The 20,533-nt window shown below is 70.9% G+C and carries 15 protein-coding genes; 8 read left to right on the top strand and 7 right to left on the bottom strand.

The annotated features are described in order from the left end of the window. Positions 1–63 precede the first annotated feature (63 nt). The 6 genes from ABD108_RS10450 to ABD108_RS10425 are packed head-to-tail and all read left to right on the top strand — an operon-like array spanning position 64 to position 8,480. Complete coding sequence (locus tag ABD108_RS10450; protein ID WP_343930230.1) at positions 64–1,857, top strand: methylmalonyl-CoA mutase family protein; 1,794 nt, start codon at positions 64–66, stop codon at positions 1,855–1,857. Further along, on the top strand, positions 1,857–4,094 hold the full coding sequence (gene scpA, locus ABD108_RS10445; RefSeq protein WP_343930229.1) for a methylmalonyl-CoA mutase: 2,238 nt from the start codon (positions 1,857–1,859) through the stop codon (positions 4,092–4,094). The genes ABD108_RS10450 and scpA overlap by 1 nt, the downstream gene beginning before the upstream one ends. Then, positions 4,094–5,086: a methylmalonyl Co-A mutase-associated GTPase MeaB gene (meaB, locus tag ABD108_RS10440; RefSeq protein WP_343930335.1), complete on the top strand. Its 993-nt coding sequence runs from the start codon at positions 4,094–4,096 to the stop codon at positions 5,084–5,086. The genes scpA and meaB overlap by 1 nt, the downstream gene beginning before the upstream one ends. Before the next feature lie 27 nt (positions 5,087–5,113). Then, positions 5,114–6,841 (top strand): thiamine pyrophosphate-binding protein, encoded by a 1,728-nt coding sequence (locus tag ABD108_RS10435; protein WP_343930228.1) that lies wholly within the window; start codon positions 5,114–5,116, stop codon positions 6,839–6,841. Continuing rightward, the gene (locus tag ABD108_RS10430) at positions 6,838–7,470 is read left to right on the top strand and encodes an SRPBCC family protein (protein WP_220658872.1); all 633 of its coding nucleotides are present in this window, start codon (positions 6,838–6,840) and stop codon (positions 7,468–7,470) included. Before ABD108_RS10435 ends, ABD108_RS10430 begins: the two co-directional genes overlap by 4 nt. After that, entirely contained in the window at positions 7,470–8,480 is a 1,011-nt protein-coding gene (locus tag ABD108_RS10425) for a 3-oxoacyl-[acyl-carrier-protein] synthase III C-terminal domain-containing protein (protein ID WP_343930227.1), read from the top strand. The genes ABD108_RS10430 and ABD108_RS10425 overlap by 1 nt, the downstream gene beginning before the upstream one ends. Here the strand turns inward: ABD108_RS10425 and ABD108_RS10420 are convergent, their stop codons facing one another. Next, complete coding sequence (locus tag ABD108_RS10420; protein WP_220658870.1) at positions 8,481–9,722, bottom strand: alpha/beta hydrolase; 1,242 nt, start codon at positions 9,720–9,722, stop codon at positions 8,481–8,483. A 127-nt stretch (positions 9,723–9,849) separates the two neighbouring features. Here ABD108_RS10420 and ABD108_RS10415 point away from each other — a divergent pair, with 127 nt between their 5' ends. Further along, positions 9,850–11,148: a TrpB-like pyridoxal phosphate-dependent enzyme gene (locus tag ABD108_RS10415; protein ID WP_220658869.1), complete on the top strand. Its 1,299-nt coding sequence runs from the start codon at positions 9,850–9,852 to the stop codon at positions 11,146–11,148. Between the two features lie 7 nt (positions 11,149–11,155). On the opposite strand, the gene ABD108_RS10410 is transcribed toward ABD108_RS10415, so the two are convergent. The 6 genes from ABD108_RS10410 to ABD108_RS10385 all read right to left on the bottom strand — a co-directional run bounded on the left by ABD108_RS10410 (position 11,156) and on the right by ABD108_RS10385 (position 19,063). Then, a complete protein-coding gene (locus ABD108_RS10410; RefSeq protein ID WP_343930226.1) occupies positions 11,156–11,503 on the bottom strand; it encodes a hypothetical protein in 348 nt (115 codons plus the stop codon). 64 nt (positions 11,504–11,567) lie between these two features. Next, positions 11,568–14,111 (bottom strand): sensor domain-containing protein, encoded by a 2,544-nt coding sequence (locus ABD108_RS10405; RefSeq protein WP_343930225.1) that lies wholly within the window; start codon positions 14,109–14,111, stop codon positions 11,568–11,570. Next, on the bottom strand, positions 14,093–14,977 hold the full coding sequence (locus ABD108_RS10400) for a Gfo/Idh/MocA family protein (RefSeq protein WP_343930224.1): 885 nt from the start codon (positions 14,975–14,977) through the stop codon (positions 14,093–14,095). The genes ABD108_RS10405 and ABD108_RS10400 overlap by 19 nt, the downstream gene beginning before the upstream one ends. Positions 14,978–14,981: 4 nt before the next feature. Further along, positions 14,982–16,439 (bottom strand): amino acid permease, encoded by a 1,458-nt coding sequence (locus ABD108_RS10395; protein ID WP_343930223.1) that lies wholly within the window; start codon positions 16,437–16,439, stop codon positions 14,982–14,984. A gap of 76 nt (positions 16,440–16,515) precedes the next feature. After that, positions 16,516–17,823, bottom strand: a complete 1,308-nt coding sequence (locus ABD108_RS10390) for a styrene monooxygenase/indole monooxygenase family protein (RefSeq protein ID WP_305110626.1) — start codon at positions 17,821–17,823, stop codon at positions 16,516–16,518. Positions 17,824–17,845: 22 nt separating this feature from the next. Then, positions 17,846–19,063 (bottom strand): acyl-CoA dehydrogenase family protein, encoded by a 1,218-nt coding sequence (locus ABD108_RS10385; RefSeq protein ID WP_343930222.1) that lies wholly within the window; start codon positions 19,061–19,063, stop codon positions 17,846–17,848. A gap of 129 nt (positions 19,064–19,192) precedes the next feature. On the opposite strand from ABD108_RS10385, the gene ABD108_RS10380 reads away from it, so the two are divergent. Beyond that, positions 19,193–20,428: a hypothetical protein gene (locus tag ABD108_RS10380; RefSeq protein WP_343930221.1), complete on the top strand. Its 1,236-nt coding sequence runs from the start codon at positions 19,193–19,195 to the stop codon at positions 20,426–20,428. Positions 20,429–20,533 lie beyond the last annotated feature (105 nt).

Genomic DNA, 20,533 nt, shown 5'->3' with positions numbered 1-20,533 from the left:
GCCGCTGTGATGGCACGGCGCCACAGGCCCGCAGGTGTGCTGGGCCATAGGTGAGGAGGGCGCGTGGCAGACAATCCCTACGATGCATGGCGCGAATCGGTCGGCGCGGTGCTCGCGAAGTCGCGCGGCGGAACGCCGCCGGAGGATCCGATCGCGGCCCTGACCACCCCCACCGAGGACGACGGCGTCCTCATCGCGCCGCTGTACTCGCAGCGCGACGAACTGCCCGAGGCCCCCTTGCCGGGGGCGTACCCGTACACCCGCGGCGGTTCGCCGACGCCCGATGTCCGCCTGGGATGGCGCGTGGCCGAGGTCTTCGGACCCGAGACCGACGCGGCCGACGTCCTGGGCGCCCTGGAATCCGGCGCGAGCGCGCTGTGGATCACCCGCAGGGACCCCGGCGTCCTGCTCGACGGCGTGTACCCGGACATGGCTCCGATCCTGCTCACCGCCGGTTCGCACGCCGTCGAGGCGGCCGACCAGGTGCTCGCCGCGCTCGACACTGCCGCCCGGAGCGATCAGTACCGTGCCGACCTGGTGCGCGTCAGCCTCGGCGCCGCGCCGCTCACCTCGGCCGTGGTCGGTCGCTCCGATGTCTCCGACGAGGAGGCCGTCGCGCTGGCCCGCATGGCCGACGCCCGGGCCGAGGACGTGCGCGCCCTCGTGGTCGACGGTGCCGACCTGCACAACGCCGGCGCCACCTGCGCCCAGGAACTCGGCCTCGCGGCCGCCGCCGGCCTCGACCACATCCGCGCTCTCACCGCCGCCGGACTGTCCGTGGCCGCCGCGCTGGGCCAGGTGACGGTCCGGCTGGCCGCCACCGACGACCAGTTCCTCACGCTGGCCAAGATCCGCGCCTGGCGCACCGTCTGGGCCCGCGTGGCGGAACAGCTCGGGCACCCCGAGGCGGGGAACGCCCCGGTGCACGCGGTGACCTCGCTCGCCGCGACCAGCCAGCGCGATCCGTGGGTAAACATGCTCCGCGGCACCGTTGCCGCGTTCGGCGCGGGCGTGGGTGGCGCCGATTACGTGACCACCCTCGGATACGACGCGGCCCTGCCCGGCGGCGTCGAGGGGTACTCGCCGGCGTTCTCCCGGCGCATCGCCCGCAACACCCAGCTCCTGCTCCTGGAGGAGTCGAACCTCGGCCGCGTCGCCGATCCCGGCGCCGGTTCCTGGCACGTCGAATCCCTCACCGACGATCTCGCCCGCGCGGCATGGGCCGAGCTGCAGGCCGTCGAGCGGGACGGCGGCTTCGCCCGCGGCGTCGAGGACGAGACCATCGCGAACCGGCTCGGCGAGGCCGCCGAGCGCCGCGACGCCGCGGTCTCGCGCCGCGCCCGCAAGCTCACCGGCGTCAACGAATTCCCGAACCTCGCCGAGGCGCCGATCGCACCGTCGGCCGCCACCAACGGGCCCGTGCTCCGCGCCTACGCCGCCCCGTTCGAGGCGCTCCGCACGCGCTCGGATTCGTTCCTGCGCGAGCACGGCGTGCGGCCGCGGATCCGGATGGTGACCATCGGTTCCGTCGCGGCGCACAACGGCCGCTCGACCTTCCTGACCAACCTGCTGGCCTCCGGCGGCATCGAGACCGTGCTGGACGCCGATGAGCAGGTGGCCGGGACCGCCACCGTGGACGGTTCGCCGGGCGCCAAGATCGTGGTCCTCGCGGGTTCCGACGGCGGCTACGCCGACGAGGGCGAGACGCTGGCCCGCTCGCTCCGCGACGAGGGCTACCTCGTGCTGCTGGCGGGCGCCCCGGGCACCGTGGGCGACGGGCTGATCGACTTCTACCTGCACGCGAAGATCGACGCGGCTGCCGTGCTCGACGACCTGCTCACCCGATTGGGGGCGTGATGACTGACACCACGATCGGCAGCTTCGCCGACGTCCCGTTCGAGTCCACGACGCCGGCTCCCGCCGCGCCGTCGGCCGCGGACGTCGACGCCTTCGTCGACGGCGCCGCGCAGGCGCACGCGTACACGCCGGACCAGCTGGTGTGGTCGACGCCCGAGGGCATCGACGTCAAGCCCGTGTACACCCGCGCGGACCGCGACGCCGTGGCCGAGGCCGGGTTCCCCGTCGATTCGTACCCGGGCGCGGTGCCCTTCATCCGCGGCCCGTACCCCACGATGTACGTCAACCAGCCGTGGACCATCCGGCAGTACGCGGGCTTCTCGACCGCCGCCGAATCGAACGCCTTCTACCGCCGCAACCTGGCTGCGGGCCAGAAGGGGCTCTCGGTGGCCTTCGACCTCGCGACCCACCGCGGATACGACTCCGATCACCCGCGCGTGACCGGCGACGTGGGCATGGCAGGTGTGGCGATCGACTCGATCCTGGACATGCGCCAGCTCTTCGACGGCATCGATCTGGGCGGCGTCTCCGTCTCGATGACGATGAACGGCGCCGTGCTGCCGATCCTGGCGCTGTACGTGGTGGCCGCCGAGGAGCAGGGGGTGGGGCCGGACAAGCTCGCCGGCACCATCCAGAACGACATCCTCAAAGAGTTCATGGTGCGCAACACCTACATCTATCCGCCGGCGCCGTCGATGCGGATCATCTCCGACATCTTCGCCTACACCTCCCAGCAGATGCCCAAGTTCAACTCGATCTCGATCTCGGGCTATCACATCCAGGAGGCCGGGGCCACAGCCGATCTCGAGCTGGCGTACACCCTCGCGGACGGTGTCGAATACATCAAGGCCGGCATCGAGGCGGGCCTCGACGTGGACAAGTTCGCACCCCGGCTGTCCTTCTTCTGGGGCATCGGCATGAACTTCTTCATGGAGGTGGCCAAGCTCCGCGCCGCCCGCCTGCTGTGGAGCGAGCTGGTCGCCGGTTTCGACGCGAAGAACAGCAAATCGCTGTCGCTGCGCACGCATTCGCAGACTTCCGGCTGGAGCCTCACCGCGCAGGACGTCTTCAACAATGTCGCCCGGACCTGTGTTGAGGCGATGGCCGCCACGCAGGGCCACACCCAGTCGCTGCACACCAATGCGCTCGATGAGGCCATCGCGCTGCCGACCGACTTCTCGGCGCGCATCGCCCGTAACACCCAGCTGGTGCTGCAGCAGGAATCGGGCACCACGCGTCCGATCGACCCGTGGGGCGGCTCCTACTATGTGGAGACGCTGACCCACGAGCTGGCCGAGCGCGCCCGCGCCCACATCCGGGAGGTGCAGGAGGCCGGCGGCATGACCAAGGCGATCGCCGAGGGCATCCCGAAGCTGCGCATCGAGGAGGCGGCCGCCCGCACTCAGGCCCGCATCGATTCCGGCCGCCAGCCCGTGATCGGGGTGAACAAGTACCAGGTGCCCGAGGACGCGGAGATCGAGATCCTCAAGGTCGAGAACTCGCGCGTGCGCGCCGAACAGCTGGCCAAGCTGGAGCAGTTGCGCGCGGAGCGGGACGACGCACAGGTGCAGGCCGCGTTGGATAACCTGTCCCGCGCCGCCGCCTCGTCCGAGGGCGGCATGGAGAACAACCTGCTCGCGCTGGCGATCGACGCGGCCCGCGCCAAGGCCACCGTCGGTGAGATCTCGGACGCGCTGGAGAAGGTCTACGGGCGGCACCAGGCCGAGATCCGTACCCTCAGTGGCGTGTACCGCGACGAGGCCGGAGCCGCCAGCAACATCGCCGCCGCGTCGGCGCTGGTGGAGAAGTTCGAGGAGGCCGACGGCCGCCGTCCGCGCGTCTTGATCGCCAAGATGGGGCAGGACGGCCACGATCGCGGCCAGAAGGTGATCGCCACCGCCTTCGCCGACCTCGGCTTCGATGTGGATGTGGGTCCGCTGTTCTCCACCCCGGAGGAAGTGGCCCAGCAGGCCGCCGATAACGACGTGCACGTGGTCGGGGTGTCGAGCCTCGCGGCCGGTCACCTCACCCTGGTGCCGGCGCTGCGCGATGCACTGGCGGCGGTGGGTCGGCCCGACATCATGATCGTGGTGGGCGGTGTGATCCCGCCCGGCGATTTCGACGACCTGTACGCCGCGGGCGCCTCGGCCATCTTCCCGCCCGGCACCGTGATCGCCGATGCCGCCGTCGATCTCCTGCAGAACCTCGGTAGCAACCTCGGGTACCAGCTGGCGTGATCACCGTCTCCGAGCTCGCCGAGGGCGTGCGGGCCGACACCCGGGCGGTGCTGGCGCGGGCGATCACGCTCGTGGAGTCGCGGCGGGCCGATCACCAGGCGCTGGCGCAGGAACTGCTGCTGGAGCTGACGCCGGCACCGGACGCTCCGATCTCCACCCGGGTGGGGATCACGGGCGTTCCCGGGGTGGGCAAGTCGACCACGATCGAGGCCCTGGGCAATCACCTGATCTCGTTGGGGCACAAAGTCGCCGTGCTCGCGGTGGACCCGTCGTCCACGCGCAGCGGCGGCTCGATCCTCGGCGATAAGACGCGGATGGGGACGCTCGCGGTGAACCCGCGTGCCTACATCCGGCCGTCTCCGACCTCCGGAACCCTCGGCGGCGTCGCCAAGGCCACGCGCGAGACGATCGTGCTGCTCGAGGCGGCGGGCTTCGACGTGATCCTGGTGGAGACCGTGGGCGTGGGCCAGTCCGAGGTGACGGTGGCGAACATGGTGGACACCTTCGCCTTCCTCACCCTGGCGCGGACCGGTGATCAACTGCAGGGGATCAAGAAGGGCGTGCTGGAGCTCGCCGATGTGGTCTCGGTGAACAAGGCCGACGGTGACCACATCGTGGAGGCCCGGGTGGCCGCGCGCGAACTGTCCGGCGCGCTGCGGTTGATCCATCCGAAGGGCTCGCTGTGGCGCCCACCCGTGCTCACCATGAGCGCCTTGGAGGGCACCGGCGTCCCCGAGTTCTGGGACGAGATCCTGCGGCACCAGCGGACGCTGCAAGACGCGGGGGAGTTCGACCGGCGCCGCCGCGACCAGCAGGTGGAGTGGACCTGGACCATGGTGCGCGACGCCGTGCTGGGCCGGGTCGAGCGGTCCGACGGTGTGCGTTCCGTGCGCGGCGAGGTGGAGGCCGGAGTTCAGGACGGGAGCCTGACCCCGGCGCTGGCCGCACAACGCCTCCTCGCCGCTTTCGACGGGGGTTCCGCGCCCGAATAGTCCGGAACGCGGATACATTCCGGTGCAATGCATCTGACATTCAATCCTTCGCCCTGCGGATCTTCCTTGTGGTGCGAGTCACACGGGCCTACTGTGGCTGATGTGACGCCGAACTGCGCAAGTGCACTAGCAGATGCGTTGTATGGGTATGGGATTCGTAACGCGTACGGTATCCACGGCGCCAACTCGGAGGATCTGTTCGCGGCACTGCTCCGCGCGCCCCGCGACCGGCGGGTCCGGCTGACCATCGCCAAACACGAGTTCGGCGCGGGCGCCATGGCCGACGGTGCGACCCGCATCACCGGTCGGCCCAGCTGCCTGATCGCGACATCGGGCGGGGCCGCGATGAATTGCGTTCCCGCACTCGCGGAGGCGTACCAGTCCCGGGTGCCGGTGCTCGCCCTCATCGGCTGCCCGCCCACCGGTTCGGAGGGGCACGGCGCGTTCCAGGACATGTGCAACGCGCCGCGCAGTGTCGACGCTCCGGCCCTGTTCCGCGCCGTCACCGGATACTCGGCGCGGGTGGGCGCACCGTCGGACCTCGGGCCCGCGCTCGCGGGCGCCTTCGACGCCCTCGACAGCGGGCTCCCCGCGGCCCTTCTCCTCCCCAAGGACGTCCAGGTCGCGGACGCGCAGGAGATGCCGGCCGAGCGTCATTGCGCGTCACCGCCCACCATCGCGCCGTCCGCCGAGGTGATCGACGCGCTCCGGGCGGCGCGGCGACCCCTGATCCTGCTCGGCGGTGCGGCGTCGCGGGCCCGCGTCGGCGGCGCGGTGGGTGACCTGGCCCGGGCGACGGGCGCGGTGATCGCGGTGGGACCCAACGGCAGAGACCTGGCGCTCGGGGACGGGCACACCGTGGGCGTGTCCGGCGTGATGGGCCACCCGTCGGTCGTCCGTGCGGCAGGGGAAGCCGATCTGATCCTCGCCCTCGGCACCGATCTCGATGTCATGGATCGCGGTGGGCTGGAGCCCGCCCTCCGAGCGACCTTCACCGTGCACGCCGATGCGCAGCCGCCGCTGTTCGAGGTGTCCGTACACGAACCGGCTCCCGACGTGCCGGGGTACATCCGCGGCCTCGTCACCGGGCTCGGTCCGGGGCCGGATCGGCCCCCGTGGACCACGGCCGGGCCCGAGCCGATCGTCGTGCCTCGCCCGGAGAGCGGCCGGATCACCTGCGCGGACGCCGTCGACACCCTGGCGGAGGCCATCCCGCCGGACGCCCTCGTCTTCGCCGATGCCGGCAACGCCGGCGCCGCCGCCGTGCATCGCCTCCCGCTGGGCACCGGCTCCCGGTTCGTGGTGGCCCTCGGCATGGGCGGGATGGGCTTCGGCATCGCCGCCGGCGTGGGCGCCGCGATCGCCACCGGGCGCCGCACGGTGATCCTCGCCGGTGACGGCGCCTTCTACATGCACGGTATGGAGATCCACACCGCGATCGAGGCGAACGCGCCGGTGCTGCTGGTGGTGTTCAACAACGACGCCCACGGCATGTGCGTGGCCCGGGAGGAGCGCTTCTTCTCCGATCTCCCCAGCCTGAACCTGTTCCGGCACACCCGCATCGGCGACGGGCTGGCCGCGATGTTCCCGACCATGCGGGTACGCACCGCCGGCACCGTCGACGAGATACGCACGGCCGCCCTCGATCTCGCCGAGACGCGCGGCGGACCGGAGTGCCTGGTGATCGACACCGATCCGCTCGAGATCCCACCGTTCGCCGCCATCCTGCCCGCCACCGCGAAGGAGCCCCGATGATCCCGCCCCTGGACGACATCGAAGGAACCATCCGGATCGAGAGCCATCCGCGCCCGGTCGCCACTCCACTGGTGCTGGACCGGCTCCGGTCGGTGTACCCGCACCAGCAGGTCTTCGGCGACTTCTGCACCGTTCAGGGCTATGTGAACGCGCCGCCGGACGAGTTGTACGCATGGCTCGCCGACACCCGTTCGCTGGAGGAGTGGACGTACAGCCTGCGCGGTTTCGAGCGCACCGACGAACCCGGACTGTGGGTGGCCCGCGACATGCTCGGCGACCAGACCGAGATCTACACCCGCACCGTCGCCGAGCCCACCGCTCGCACCGTGGACTACCACTGCGCCTGGGATCAGGGGAAACACCTGTGGATGATCTACCTGATGCGGGTGGTGGACGCGCAGGCCGTCTTCAACAAGCCGGGCTCCGTGGTGCTCTGGACCAATTGCCACCATCCGTTCTACGACGAGAACCCGTACCCCGAGACAGCGCCACCCGAACGCCCCGTCTGGGTCGGCGACTTCTGGGACATGTTCTCGGCCGGCCACCAGCTCGAACTCGACAACCTCACCGCCATCGCCGAGCATCGGCACGCGCGAGGACTGCCCATCCGTCCGGAGTGGATGGCGTGATGGACACCCGCATCATGGGCCTCGCGTCCTATCTACCCGCGAACCGCGTACCCGCCTCGTACTTCCGGGAATTCGCCGACGCCGACAGCCGGACGCTGTCCGAGAACCCGATGTTCGCGCCTCCCGCGTTCCGGCATCATGCGGGGCCCGAGGAGTCCAATGTCGACCTCATGTGCGCGGCGATCGAACGGCTGCCCGAGCCCGCTGCCGCCGCCGTGGCCGGGGTCGATGTGATCCTCACCCACTCCCAACTGCCCGACCTCCCGGTGGTGGGGTGCGGCGGCGACGTGGCAAGGCGGCTGAAGCTGTCGCCCTCGCTCGTGCTCGATCTGCACAACGGCGGCTGCGCCGCGTTCATCCTGATGCTGCACCTGGCCCGCACCCTGTTCGCCGCGGGCACCGCCCGCACGGCACTGCTGCTCACGGCGACGAACGCGGCCGGGAACGTCTTCACCCAGGACCGCGTGCGCACACTTCCGCAGGCCGCCATCCCGGGCGACGGTGCCGCCGCCGCGGTGGTCTCCGCCGCAGCGGACGGCGAAGGCATCACGGTGCGCGAGGTGGTGCTCGCGCAGCACAGCGAGTACGCCGGCGATATGACGGCCGCGATCGATCCGCCGCGCAAGTACTGGGAGGCGGGCAGCGGGCAGCTCCACGTGGGCTTCACCGAGTCGAAGATCGCCAAGGTCCTCGCGCGGGGCAACCGGCTCGTCCCCGAGGTGGCACTCGCCGCCGCCGCGGCGGGCGGACTGCGCGGACCCGAGGTGGGCCACCTCGTGACGAATCAGCCGAACCGGACCTTCCTACGGAATTGGCGTGAGGCGCTGGAACTCCCGCCGGAGCGCCATCCCGACACCTTCGACGAGTGCGGCAACCTGTTCGCGGTCGGGGTGCCCCACACGCTCGCCACATCGCTGGCTCAGGGCCGGATCGATCGAGGCGAACCGGTGGTGCTGGCGGCTTTCGCGCACGCCGGCGATTTCGCTGCGGCCGCGCTGTTGCAGACCTGATCAGTCGCCGAGGCCCATGCGCTGGCCCAGCCAGTCGAGCTCCGCCGCCAGGCCGGGCGTCCACACCGCGAAGCTGTGGCCGCCGGGGAGGCGACGCTCCCGCACACTCATGCCCGCGCGTGCCGCCGCGGCACGGATCTTCACCGAGGACGCCTGGACCGAGGGATCGTCGGTGCCCACCACCACCACACCGGCGGTGTCCGGATAGGTCCGTGCGGCCATCCGGACCAACGGACTGTTCCGCTCGAAGGCCGATCGATCACCGCCGAAGCCCTCGGAGATCGTGCGGGCCGGGCCACCGAGATCGGGCTCCGCATCGGCGGAGAGGGCGAGGAAGGTGCGGTACACGTCCGGGAATCCGGTGGCCAGTTGCAGGGCGCAGGTGCCGCCGTAGGAGAACCCGCCCACCGCCCACGCCGACGGATCCGGGTTCACCGGCAGGTTCTGCCGGATCCACGCGGGAACATCGACGCCGAGATAGCTGGCGGCCTTCGCCCGCTTGGTGTCGGCGCACAGGGGATTGGCCAGCGGGCCGCCGGTCGCATCCGGGACCACGACCACCGGGGCCACGCCGCCGTGGCGCTGCGCGTAGGCGTCCATGGTGCGCGCCAGCTTGCCGCCCACGAACCAGTCCCGTGGACCACCCGGCTGCCCGGCCAGCAGCACCAGCACCGGAAGCCGCTCCCTCGACGCGGAGAGGTACGCCGGCGGGAAGTACACCAGGCCCGGGCGCGCGGTGAACTTCGATGAGGTGGCCGGGATCGTGGCATTGACGACCTTGCCGCGGGCGGGGCTGGTTCCCGCAGCGGGCGTCGGCACCGTGTTCGGGTACTCGACGGGCATCAGGTCCTCGACCACGGGGTAGGCCGAGTAGACGATGTTGACCTCCGCCGCGGCCATCGCGAACACGGCCACCACCGCGGTGCCGCTGGCCGCGGCGGTGCGCCAGCTGCGGCGTTCGACGATGCGGACCGCCGCCAGCAGCAGCCCGGTGAGCGCCACCGCCACCCACAGCAGGACCGCCGGATCGAGCCGGTCGGGGAAGGGCCGCCACACGTACTCCACCAGGTAGTCGAGGACCGCGGTCAAGGTGATCGCGCCGACGATGCAGGCGGCGATGGTGCGCGCGGGCCTACCGCGCCGGACGCCGAGGAGCAGCACTGCCAGACCGGCGGCGCCCGCGACGGCGAGCGCGACCGGCAGCATGCCCGCGGTGAGCGGTACGTCCAGCAGTGGCGTCACTGGTATCAATCACCTTCGTGAAGGAGGCCTCGTGCTTCCATTCTGCCTTGCCTCCCGGCGAGTCCGATTTGGCCGACTTCGGACCTCCCGGCCGAGAGCGGCGAGGACGCGTTCTAGGGTGTGATCCATGACTCACTCGCAGGACCTCGATCAGCGCGACATCACCGTGGTGGAGGTACCCACTCACTGGTACAACCTGGCCGCTGAGCTTTCGACCCCGATCCCGCCGCACCTGCATCCGGGGACCAAGCAGCCGGTGCAGCCGGAGGATCTGGCGCCGCTGTTCGCGAGCGGCCTGATCGCGCAGGAGGGGTCCACCGAGGCGTACCACGAGATCCCCGAGCCGGTCCGCGAGATCCTGGCCCTGTGGCGACCGTCGCCGCTCATCCGTGCGCGGAAGTTCGAGAACGCACTCGGCACCAGCTGCCGGATCTACGTCAAGTATGAAGGTGTGAGCCCGGTGGGTTCGCACAAGACCAACTCCGCGGTGGCGCAGGCCTACTACAACTCGCTCGACGGTGTGAAGAAGCTGACCACCGAGACCGGTGCCGGACAGTGGGGGAGCGCGCTCTCCTTCGCCGGCGCCCAGTTCGGCATCGACGTGGAGATCTGGCAGGTGCGGGCCTCGTTCGATTCCAAGCCCTACCGCGGTCACCTCATGCGCACCTACGGCGGCACCGTGCATCCCAGTCCCTCGGATCTCACCGCGTCGGGCCGCGCGATGCTCGAGAAGGACCCGAACACCAGCGGCAGCCTGGGCATGGCCGTCTCGGAGGCCGTCGAGGTGGCCGCGCAGGACCCGGACGCCCGGTACGCGCTGGGCAGCGTGCTCAATCACGTGGTGCTGCACCAGTCCGTGATCGGCCTGGAGGCGGTGGACCAGCTGAATCTGCACGAGAAGGGCGCCGACGTGGTCTTCGGTTGCGCGGGCGGCGGTTCCAACCTCGCGGGTCTCGCATTCCCGTTCCTGCGGGAGAAGATCCACGGCCGGCAGAACCCGCGGATCGTGGCCGCCGAACCCGCGGCCTGCCCGTCGATCACGAAGGGGGAGTACCGCTACGACCACGGCGACGTGGCGGGCCTGACCCCGTTGCTGAAGATGCACACCCTGGGCATGGACTTCGTTCCCGACCCGATCCACGCGGGTGGGCTGCGCTACCACGGCATGTCGCCCGCGCTGAGCCACACCGTGGAGCTCGGACTGGTCGAGGGCGTGGCGATCGAGCAGAACGAGGCCTTCGCCGCCGGCGTGCAGTTCGCCCGCAGCCAGGGCATCGTGCCGGCCCCCGAATCGACCCACGCCATCGCGGCCGCCGCGAGCTACGCGCGGGAGCACTCCGACGAGGTCCTCGTGATCGGACTGTCCGGCCATGGTCAGCTCGACCTCCCGGCCTACGCGGAATACCTGGCCGGCAACCTGGCCTGAGCCCGGGTCAGTCCTTCTCGGGCGACGAGGCCCGCAGCGATGCGCGGATCTCGTCGAGCTTCGCCTTGGCCGCCTTCTCCCGCTCGGCGAAGGCCCGCTCGGCGTCCTGCCCGGCCGCCGTGCCGTGCGCGAGCTCCTCGCCGCCGATCGCGGTGGCGGTGCGTCGCTCGATCACCTCACGGACGTGGTCGAAGGTGGGAACCCCGCCCTCGGTGTACCCGGTCACATCGGCGCGGGTGGGGGCGACGGGCGCCGCCGGCAGGTCGACGATCTCGGCGTCGATGGGTGCGTCACCGCGTGCGTCGACAGGTGCATCGTTCGGCGCGGAGTCGCGGGCATCACCGGGGTTCGTCATGTCCTCAGCGTAGCGACGGACGCGGCGGCGCGTCGGCGGCCGCGAACGCCCGGATGGCGCCGGATCAGCCGAGCAGGCCCTCGTGGTCGCGCGAGGCGCGCCACCGGCGCAGCTCGTCGAAGTCGATGGCGCGGCTGAAGAGGTATCCCTGGCCGAACTGCGCCCCGGCGGCGACGAGCGCCGATGATTCCGCCTGCCGCTCGATGCCCTCGGCGATCACCTCCAGGTCGAGCGCCCGGGCCATCGCGATCGCGGCCGCCAGCATGGCCTCCAACTGCGGATTGTCGTGCACCGTCGACGCGGTGACCACCGACCGGTCGATCTTCACCAGAGCGAGCTCGAGGTCCTTGAGCTGCGCGAGGCTCGACCAACCGGTCCCGAAGTCGTCCAGTGCGATCCGCGGCCCGAGCTCGGCCAGTCGCCGGGTCGCGGCCAGGATGTGCGGCTCCGGAACCACCCGCTCGTTGATCTCCAGGATCAACCGCTCCGCGGCCAGACCGGTCGCCTCGATGGTCCGCGCGACGGTGGCGGGAAGGTGCGGCGCCGAGAGGTCCTCCGAGGCGAGGTTGACCGAAACCCACCCCAGGTCGGGCGCGGAGGCGAATTCGACGCAGGCCCGGCGCAGCACGAGGGAGGCGAGCGAGGGCATCAGGCCCAGTGCCTCCAGGTGCGGGAGGAACTGCGGCGGCGTGAGCTCGTCACCGCCCGGACCGATCAGTCGGGTGAGCGCCTCGGCACCCACCATCGCCCCGGTGGCGAGGTCGATCACCGGCTGATACCGCACGATGATGTCGCCGGTCTCGATGGTGGAACGCAGGTGTGCGGCGAGATCGGCGCGCTGGTGCTGGGTCGCACGCAGCCCGGTGGTGTGCCGGACGATGCGGTTACGGCCCGCCCGCTTCGCTTGCAACAGAGCGGTATCACCGTCGATCAGCAACTGCGTGACGTCGTCGTCCGAGCCGTTCGACTCGACGAGACCGATCGAGCACGTGACCGTGAGCAAGATCCCGTCCACATCCATGGGTTCCGCGAGGGCGAGCCGGACGTCTTCGGTCCACGCCGGCAGATCGTCGCCCTCGTCGACCCGCGGGCGCAGGACGACGAACTCGTCGCCACCCAGCCGGGCGACCAGATCGTCGGGCCGGCCGGACGCCGCCAGCCGCCGGGCCACCTCCGCGAGCACGTGGTCGCCGAGATCGTGCCCGAGGGAATCATTGATCCGGGTGAACGTGTCGAGGTCGATCCACAGCAGGGCGAGCGTGGCGCCGTCCGTCCGGCGCTCTTCGACGATCCGGGTCGCCCGCTCGATGAAGGCGGTGCGCCCCAACAGCTCGGTGAGATCGTCGTGATCCGCCCGCCACTGCAGCCGCTCGGTGAGTTCGCGGATCTCGTCCTCGTTCTCGTGCCGCTCGGTGATGTCGGTATGCGTCCCGATCAGGCGGCTCGGCAAGCCCTCGGCGTCGCGCTCCATCACCCGGCCCCGGCTCAGGATCCAACGCCACGCACCATCCTTGGTCCGCATGCGGTGCTCGAACTCGTACTCCGTCGCACGGCCCTGGACCACACCTCGCACGATGGCCCAGCAGCGATCGAAATCGTCCGTGTGCACCCGCTCGACCCACTCGGACACCGTGGCGCCGACCTCGTCGTCGGAGTAGCCGAGCATGGCCTTCCACTGATGGGAGAAGAAGACCGCTCCCGAGGGGACATCCCAGTCCCAGATGCCGTCGCCCGCCCCGTCGATGGCGAACTGCCACCGGGCCTCGCTGTGCCGCAACAGTTCCTGATCGATCCGGCTCGCGGTCATGTCACGCGAGATGCCGATCAGGCCGATCACGCGGCCCTCGGCGTCGCGGTGCGGGGACTTGTTCGACAGGTACGTGCGCTTGACCCCGTCGACGAACGGATACTCCTCGACCTCGCGGCCGATGCCGGTGTCCATGATGTCGCGATCGGTGGCCATCAGCTCCTTCGCGAGCGCACCGGGGAAGAGCACCGTGTCGTCGTATCCGATCGCGTCCTCGCGGGCGACGCCGGCCAGCTCCGCGACGGCGGCGTTGATGTACAGGTACCGACCCTGCCGGTCCTTGATGTACACCAGGTCCGGTGCGGCGTCGATCACGGCCTGCAGCAGATTCGCCACCTGCTGCGAGGAGGTCCGCGTCGCCTCCATGCGCGCCTCGAGCCGTCGCGTGGCCTCCAGCTTGGCGGCATCGGCCTCGACGCGGTCGGTGATGTCACGCGTGAGGCCCACGATGTACCGGCGACCGTCGATCACCTGGCTCGAGATGTGCGCCTCGATGGGGAACAGGGACCCGTCCTTGCGGCGGTGCATCGCGGGGATCAGGATCGTCTCGCCGGCGAAGGCGAGAGCCCAGCCGCTCCGGGCGAGGTCCGTGGTCACCTGCACGATGTCGAGGGCGTTCATCTGCAGGAGCTCGTCGCGGGTGTACCCGGTGCTGGTGCACGCCTGGTCGTTCACGGCGACGAGGCGTCCCTCCTCGTCGTGCACGAAGAAGCCGTCGACCGATCGGTCCACCACGGCTCGGTAGAAGCCGTCGTCGAACGGGGTCTCGGCCGGCGGCGGGCTCACCCGCCCGACGGACACTGCGCCTCCTGGATCTGCGTGATCACCCGTTGCAGCGCGAGCCCGCGGAGCACACCCAGCGGGTGGTCGACGCCGGTGGCGATCGAGTCCAGGAACTCGTCGAGCAGCACCCGGAAGCACTCCGCCGACGAGGTCTCACGGCTGTCCAGTACGGCGACTCCGGTGGTGGAGTGCGCGGACACGCGCATCACGGTGGGGATCGCGGGCGTCCGCAGCGACAGGGAGATCGACGATGCGGCACCGTCGGCGTGGTCGAGCTGCACCGTCCAGGTGTCGCTGGGCGCGTCGTATCGAGCGGCGGACACCGACGAGACCGGTCCGGCGGCGGCGTCGACGAGGTCGAGGATGTGCGGGCCCACATCGAACAGGGCGCCCTGTTCCTGGCGCCAAGCCGAGGCGGCGAACTTGCCGCTCAGTGCCGCACCGGACAGCCACTGCGCCTCCACGGCGACGGGCGTGATCGCGCAGGCCCGGTCGACGAACTCGCGCGTCTCCGGGGCGAAGCGCCGGGTGAAGGCGACGATCGACCGGACTCCCGCAGCGGAGACCGCGGCGGCCAGCTGCGTGGCCGCGTCCAGGTCCAGGGCGATCGGCTTGTCGAGGATCAGGTGCTTGCCCGCCTGCGCGGCGGCGATCGCGAGCGGGGCCTGCACGTTCGGCGGGACGGCGAAGGCCACGGCGTCCACGGCGCTGAACAGGGCTTCGGGTGAGTCGAAGGTGCGCGGGAACAGCGCATCCGCCGCGGCGGGGTTGCGGGCCCAGCCCCCGACGAAGTCGATCCCGGGATGCGCGGCGAGCGCGGGGGCATGTGTTTCCTGCGCCCACGGTCCGGCGCCGATCAGTCCCACACGCAGTGGTTCGGTCAACGTCTCACTCCCTCTCGGCGGCGGCCTCACGGCCCAGAACCGAATGTCGGCGCCCATAGAGAAGATAGATGGCGAGGCCGAGGGCGAACCACACCAGGAATCGCAACCAGGTCGCGATCGCGAGATTCGTCATCAACGCCACGCACGCCAGACCCGACAGGATCGGGACCAGCGGGGAGAGGGGCACCCTGAACGGGCGCTCCAGATCGGGCTTCGTGCGCCGCAGCACCGGCACGGCGAGGGAGACCAGGAGGAAGGCGAACAGGGCGCCGATACTGACCATCTCGGACAGCTCCTCGATCGGCACGAAGCCGCCGAGCAGCGCGCACACGACCACCACGATCACGGTGAACCGGACCGGAGTGCCGTACTTGGGTGAGACCTTCGCCACCGACTGCGGGAGCAGGCCGTCGCGGCCCATGGCGTAGCCGATGCGCCCCATCGTCACCAGCTCCACCAGGATCACGGAGGTCAGGCCCGCGACGGCCGCGACGGCGACCAGGTCACCCGCCCACCGGGCGCCCACGAACTCGAAGGCCTTGGACAGCGGCGCGCTCTCGTCGATGTCGGTGTACTTCACCATCCCGGTGAGCACGAGTGAGACGAGCACGTACAGCAGCGTGCACGCGAGCAACGTGCCGATCAGCGCCCGCGGCATATCGCGTTCGGGCCGCTTGGCCTCCTCGCCGAGGTTCGCCACCGCCTCGAACCCGGTGTACGCGAAGAAGACGATCGCCGCGGCGGTGAGGATGCCCGCCATCCCGTAGTGCGAGGGCGCGCCGCCGAGGAGGGTCTCGATCAGCGGGCGGTCGATGGCCCTGCCCTCGGAGGACGCGGGGACCGCGTCCGGGATGAACGGGACCAGGTTCGACCGGGTGACGAAGAAGGCGCCCACGGCCACCACGAACACCGAGATCGCCACCTTGATCAGGACCAGCCCGTTGGTGACGCGTGCCGACTCGCGGATCCCGAACGCCGCGACCAGGCCGAGCACCAGGATGATCAGGATGGCGCCCACGTTGACCGGGGCCTCTTCGGTGAACAGGCTCGGCGGGAGCCCGAGCAGATCCGCCAGGTAGCCGGACCAGCTGCGCGAGACCACAGCCGCGCCGAGCCCGAACTCCAGCAGCAGGTCCCAGCCGATGATCCACGCGAAGACCTCACCGATCGTGGCGTACGCGTAGGTGTAGGCGCTGCCCGCGGTAGGTACCGCGGCGGCGAGCTCGGCGTAACAGAGGGCCGCGAACAGGCTCACGACGCCGGCCACCACGAAGGACAGCGCGATGCCGGGACCGGCGTTCACCTTGGCCTGAATGCCGGTGAGGGTGAAGATGCCGGTCCCGATCACGATGCCGACGCCGAACCCCCCCAGGTCGACGAGCCCGAGGTTGCGCCGGAGGCCCCCCTCGGCGGCACCGTCGGCCTTGATCCGGGCGATGGGTTTGGTCCGCAACAGGTCCATTCCGCCGGACCCTACTCGCGGCCCGAGCGCCATGGAGAAATATCGGATTTCCGGTGTCGGATCGTGCGCTTTTCGGTCAGCTGCGGACCAGGGCGGCGGCCTTCGCCTCCTCGATGAACCGCTGCACATCCTCCTCGGTCTTGAGCTCCAGGATGGGGTCCGGCACCGAGAGCAGACCGAACAGGGCGGCGCCCACGGCGTCGTCGGCGGTGGCACCCGCGAACAGGGGCCCGGCGGCGAAGGCGTAGTCCGGATCGCCCAGGAACAGCCGGGTCACCTCGGCCGCGGCGTGGCCGCGCTCCTCCCAGTGCCGGTCGAACTGATCGCGGATCCAATCGGCGGTGAACGCGGTGAAGTTCGGGCCGCGATCCTCGATGGCCTTGACGAGCGCCGCGACCTGGATCAGGCCGGTCTGCGCGCCCTGTCCGGCGATCGGATCGAAGGCGATCGAGGTGTCGCCGAGCGAGGCGACGGGGTGGCCGCTGCGGGTGAACCCGACGCCCTGGCGCACCGTGGGTGTCACCGCGCCGCGCAGCCAGGGGTGGCGGTCCTGCTCGATCACGCGGAGCTTCTCGATGTCCGGCAGATCGTCCGGGAAGTAGTCGCGGTAGATCCCGACCACCACCTCGAGCGCGCTCTGCGGGTCGGTCACCTCGTTGAACCGCTCCACCCAGCCACCGTCCGGCTTGGCGAAGCCGAGAACGCTCCAGGTGGCGCCCGCGTCCTTGTGCCAGTACGGGCCGATCCAGATCTCGCCGTGGTCGGTGTGCAGGTTGAAGACGTTGTGGGCGCCCGCGCCGTGACCGCGTGCGGTGAAGACGTCGTCGCCGTGACCGAGCCCGGTGAAGGCGGCGGCGAGCAGGTGCCGCTGCGGGGAGCGGTAGACGGTGCGCGATTCGTCGACCGGGAACAGTCCGGACAGGCCGCCCTTGCCGGTGGAGACCAACGTCAGATCGTGCTGCCCGGCGATGGCGTCGAGACCGTCCGGGGTCACGGTGTCGACGATGAAGTTCCCACCCGCCTCCTCGAACAGCCGGATCCGGTCGTACGCCCGCAGGCGCACGTCGATACCCGCGGCGGTGTACCGGAAGTCGGGATCGAAGGCGAGGACCTGCTCCAGGCCGCCGGGCTCGCCCGTCTGCAGCCGGGTGTTCATGCCGGTGGACACGGGAGCGTCGGGATACAGCTCGGGGACCAGGGTGTGGTCGACGTCGCGGGAGTGCCCGAACAGCACGGCCGTTCCGGTGGCGGGGACGTCGTCGCGGAGCTGCTGCGCGGTGCGCTCGCTGTACAGGTCCACCTGGTGGCCGCGCTGGGCGAGGACGAGCGCGGCGGTGGCACCCACCACTCCTGCGCCGATGATGGCGATGCGGGTCTGCGTCATGGTCGTGCCTTTCGTTGCGGGGTCAGTTGGTGTGAGCGGTCTGCGTGCGGGCGCCGGCGTTCCAGGCGTACGGGAGCTCGGCGCCGTTGAGCAGGAGATCGCCGATCGCGCGGGCCTTCTGGATCGCGGGGTTGTGCACGGCGAGGGTGCGGGCGTTGCGCCAGTGCCGATCGAGCGCGAGATCGGCGTCCACGAGGGACGCTCCGCCCACCTCAAACAGGTCGGTGGTGGCCTTGAGCACGAGGTCGATCACGGCGATCTGTGCGTGCGCCGCGGCGAGTTCGGCCTCCGGCAGCAGGTCCTCATGCAGTTCTCGGCCCGCCAGCGCCTGGTCGAGCACGTCGGCCACGGCCAGAACGGCTTGTTTCGCGGTGAACGCGGCGCTGGAGAGGCGGCCGATCACCTGCTGCACCAGCGGATCGTCGCGCTGCAGGTCGGCGGCGGCGTGCGAGAAGGTGCGGGTGCGCGCCTGCACCCAGGCCACGGTGTCGTCGGTGGCGCGCTGGGCGATACCGGCGAGCCCGGCCAACTGCACGAGCTGCAGGTACGAGGTGGCGTAGGTGGCGCCGGGGGCGCCGTAGCCCTCGCCGAGGAACCGGTCCGCGGGGACGAAGACGTCGGTGAAGACGGTGGTTCCGCTCGCGGTGAGCTTCTGTCCGAAACCGTTCCAGTCGTCGACCTTCTCGACTCCGGGGGAGTCGGCGTCCACGAGTACCGCGACCCGCTCGCCGTCGAGATCCGCGGCCACCAGGATGTGGTCGGCGTACAGGGTGCCGGTGGAGTAGAACTTGGTGCCGTTGAGGCGATATCCGTCGCCGTCGCGGGTCAGCGCGGTCTGGTAGCCGCCGACCGATCCCGCGCCGGGTTCGGTGATGGCGTTGCCGACCACTGTGCCCTCGGCGGAGGCGCGCAACCAGGCATCGCCGGCGGCGGTCTTCGCCAGGCGCTGGTCCTCGACGAACAGCAGGTGCACCCGCAGGGCCTGCGGCAGGTTGGAGTCCGCGGCGGCGAGGTTGATCAGCTGGCGGAAGAACTGCCGGACCGTGACCTCGGAGCCGCCGAACTCTGCGGGGACCCGCAGTGCGGTGAAGCCGGCCTCCTTGAGCAGGGCGATGGGCGCGTGCGCCAGGACCCGGCCGCGCTCGCGCTCGACGGCACCCTCGGCGATCCGGGCGTAGACGGGGCCGAACGTCGCGTCGAGTTCGGCATCGGACGGGGTACGGGTGAGCGAGGTGGTCATGCCCGGGAACTGTCGTCGCACTCGATCGCTTTGACGAGGGTTCGCCGCGCCGTGAACGAATCTCCTTCGTCGCGCGTACCACCTGCCGTTCGCCGGGTGGCGCGGCGCGCGGGGCACTAGATTCGGGCGATGCGCCGCTCCCTGATTCCCGCCGTGATCCTCGCCCTGACCGCCGCTCTGATCAGCCCCGCAGTCGCCGCCGCCGACGGCCCCGCCACCGTGGTGACCGCCGAGGAGCGCCTGTACGACGCCGGCGATGTCCCCGCACGACTGGTGGCGGACGCGAGCTTCGACCGGTACGTGCGCGACCTCGACGATGCGCTCGGGCGTGCGTCCACGGCCGCCGAGGCCGAGCGCGCCGCCGCACGGGTCTCGTCCGAACTGTTCCGCGCCGCGGTCCGGCGGGCGCAGGGCGCAGGCGCGGGGTTCACCGCGGACGACCGTCCGCTGTACTGGGCGCGGCTCGCGCTCATCCGGGCGGTGCGCGCCTGGCGTCCCGCCGTGACGGATGCGGAGCGCACGCGCATCGTGACCACCATCGACGAGGTCTCCCGCGGGCAGCGCCGCGCACCGTCGGGCCGCACGGTCCTGGTCACGGGTTTCGACCCGTTCCGGCTCAACCGCGATATCCGGCAGGGCAATCCGTCGGGGGCGATCGCGCTCGCCCTGGACGGCACGGTGATCGACACGCCTGCGGGCAGGGTCACGGTGGTGGCGATGCTGTTCCCGGTGCGGTGGCGCGATTTCGGAGCCGGGATGGTGGAACGCGCCGTGACGCCGTTCCTGGCGCCCGGGCCGTCGCGGGCGGTGGGCTTCACCACGATCAGCCAGGGCAGGCCCGGCAAGTTCGATCTGGAGGCGATCAACGGGGTGTGGCGCGGCGGCGCCTCCGACAACGAGGCGGCCTGCTACCGCGGTCCGGCGCCCGTCGCCGCGCAGGCCCCGCAGTGGACCCGGAGCACCCTGCCGATGGCGGCGATCAGCGCGGCGGCGCAGGGCCGGTACCCGGTGGCCCGCAACTCCGAGATCAGTTACGCCGCGGGCCCGAATCCCGCGACCAGCACGGTGTGCGATCTGCCGAAGCTCCCGTCGACCACCACCACGGAGGCGCCGCCCGCGTCCGCGATGGCGCGGCAGGGTGCGGGTGGCGACTACCTCTCCAACGAGATCGGCTACCGCGTGACGCTGGTGCGCGATCGGCTCGGCGCGTCCGTTCCCGGCGGGCACGTGCACACCCCGGTGCTCGACGGCCTGCCTGCGGACCGGGCCGTGACCGCATCGCCGGAGTACCGGGCCAACCTGGCCGCGATCGTCGATCAGGCACGGTCGGTGGTGGCCGTCGTCGCACGCGGCGAAGGCGACTAGTACGTGTTCTAAAACGGCTGTCCGATTCCCTGCGGAACCGCAGACAGGGCGGGGGTGCACCTGATAGAACTAGAACACGTTCTGCCGGTGTGCCGACGCGGCAGG

It is taken from the genome of Tsukamurella strandjordii (assembly GCF_039525985.1).
GTDB classification, from domain to species: Bacteria; Actinomycetota; Actinomycetes; order Mycobacteriales; family Mycobacteriaceae; genus Tsukamurella; species Tsukamurella strandjordii.
This window is presented reverse-complemented; position numbering and strand designations above follow the sequence as displayed.

Bases quoted from the DNA above. Each gene is read 5' to 3' on its own strand.
- ABD108_RS10385 (WP_343930222.1), bottom strand. From the start codon at position 19,063: ATGACCACCTCGCTCACCCGTACCCCGTCCGATGCCGAACTCGACGCG.
- scpA (WP_343930229.1), top strand. From the start codon at position 1,857: ATGACTGACACCACGATCGGCAGCTTCGCCGACGTCCCGTTCGAGTCC.
- ABD108_RS10380 (WP_343930221.1), top strand. From the start codon at position 19,193: ATGCGCCGCTCCCTGATTCCCGCCGTGATCCTCGCCCTGACCGCCGCT.
- ABD108_RS10435 (WP_343930228.1), top strand. From the start codon at position 5,114: ATGCATCTGACATTCAATCCTTCGCCCTGCGGATCTTCCTTGTGGTGC.
- ABD108_RS10390 (WP_305110626.1), bottom strand. From the start codon at position 17,823: ATGACGCAGACCCGCATCGCCATCATCGGCGCAGGAGTGGTGGGTGCC.
- ABD108_RS10430 (WP_220658872.1), top strand. From the start codon at position 6,838: ATGATCCCGCCCCTGGACGACATCGAAGGAACCATCCGGATCGAGAGC.
- ABD108_RS10425 (WP_343930227.1), top strand. From the start codon at position 7,470: ATGGACACCCGCATCATGGGCCTCGCGTCCTATCTACCCGCGAACCGC.
- ABD108_RS10395 (WP_343930223.1), bottom strand. From the start codon at position 16,439: ATGGACCTGTTGCGGACCAAACCCATCGCCCGGATCAAGGCCGACGGT.
- ABD108_RS10410 (WP_343930226.1), bottom strand. From the start codon at position 11,503: ATGACGAACCCCGGTGATGCCCGCGACTCCGCGCCGAACGATGCACCT.
- ABD108_RS10415 (WP_220658869.1), top strand. From the start codon at position 9,850: ATGACTCACTCGCAGGACCTCGATCAGCGCGACATCACCGTGGTGGAG.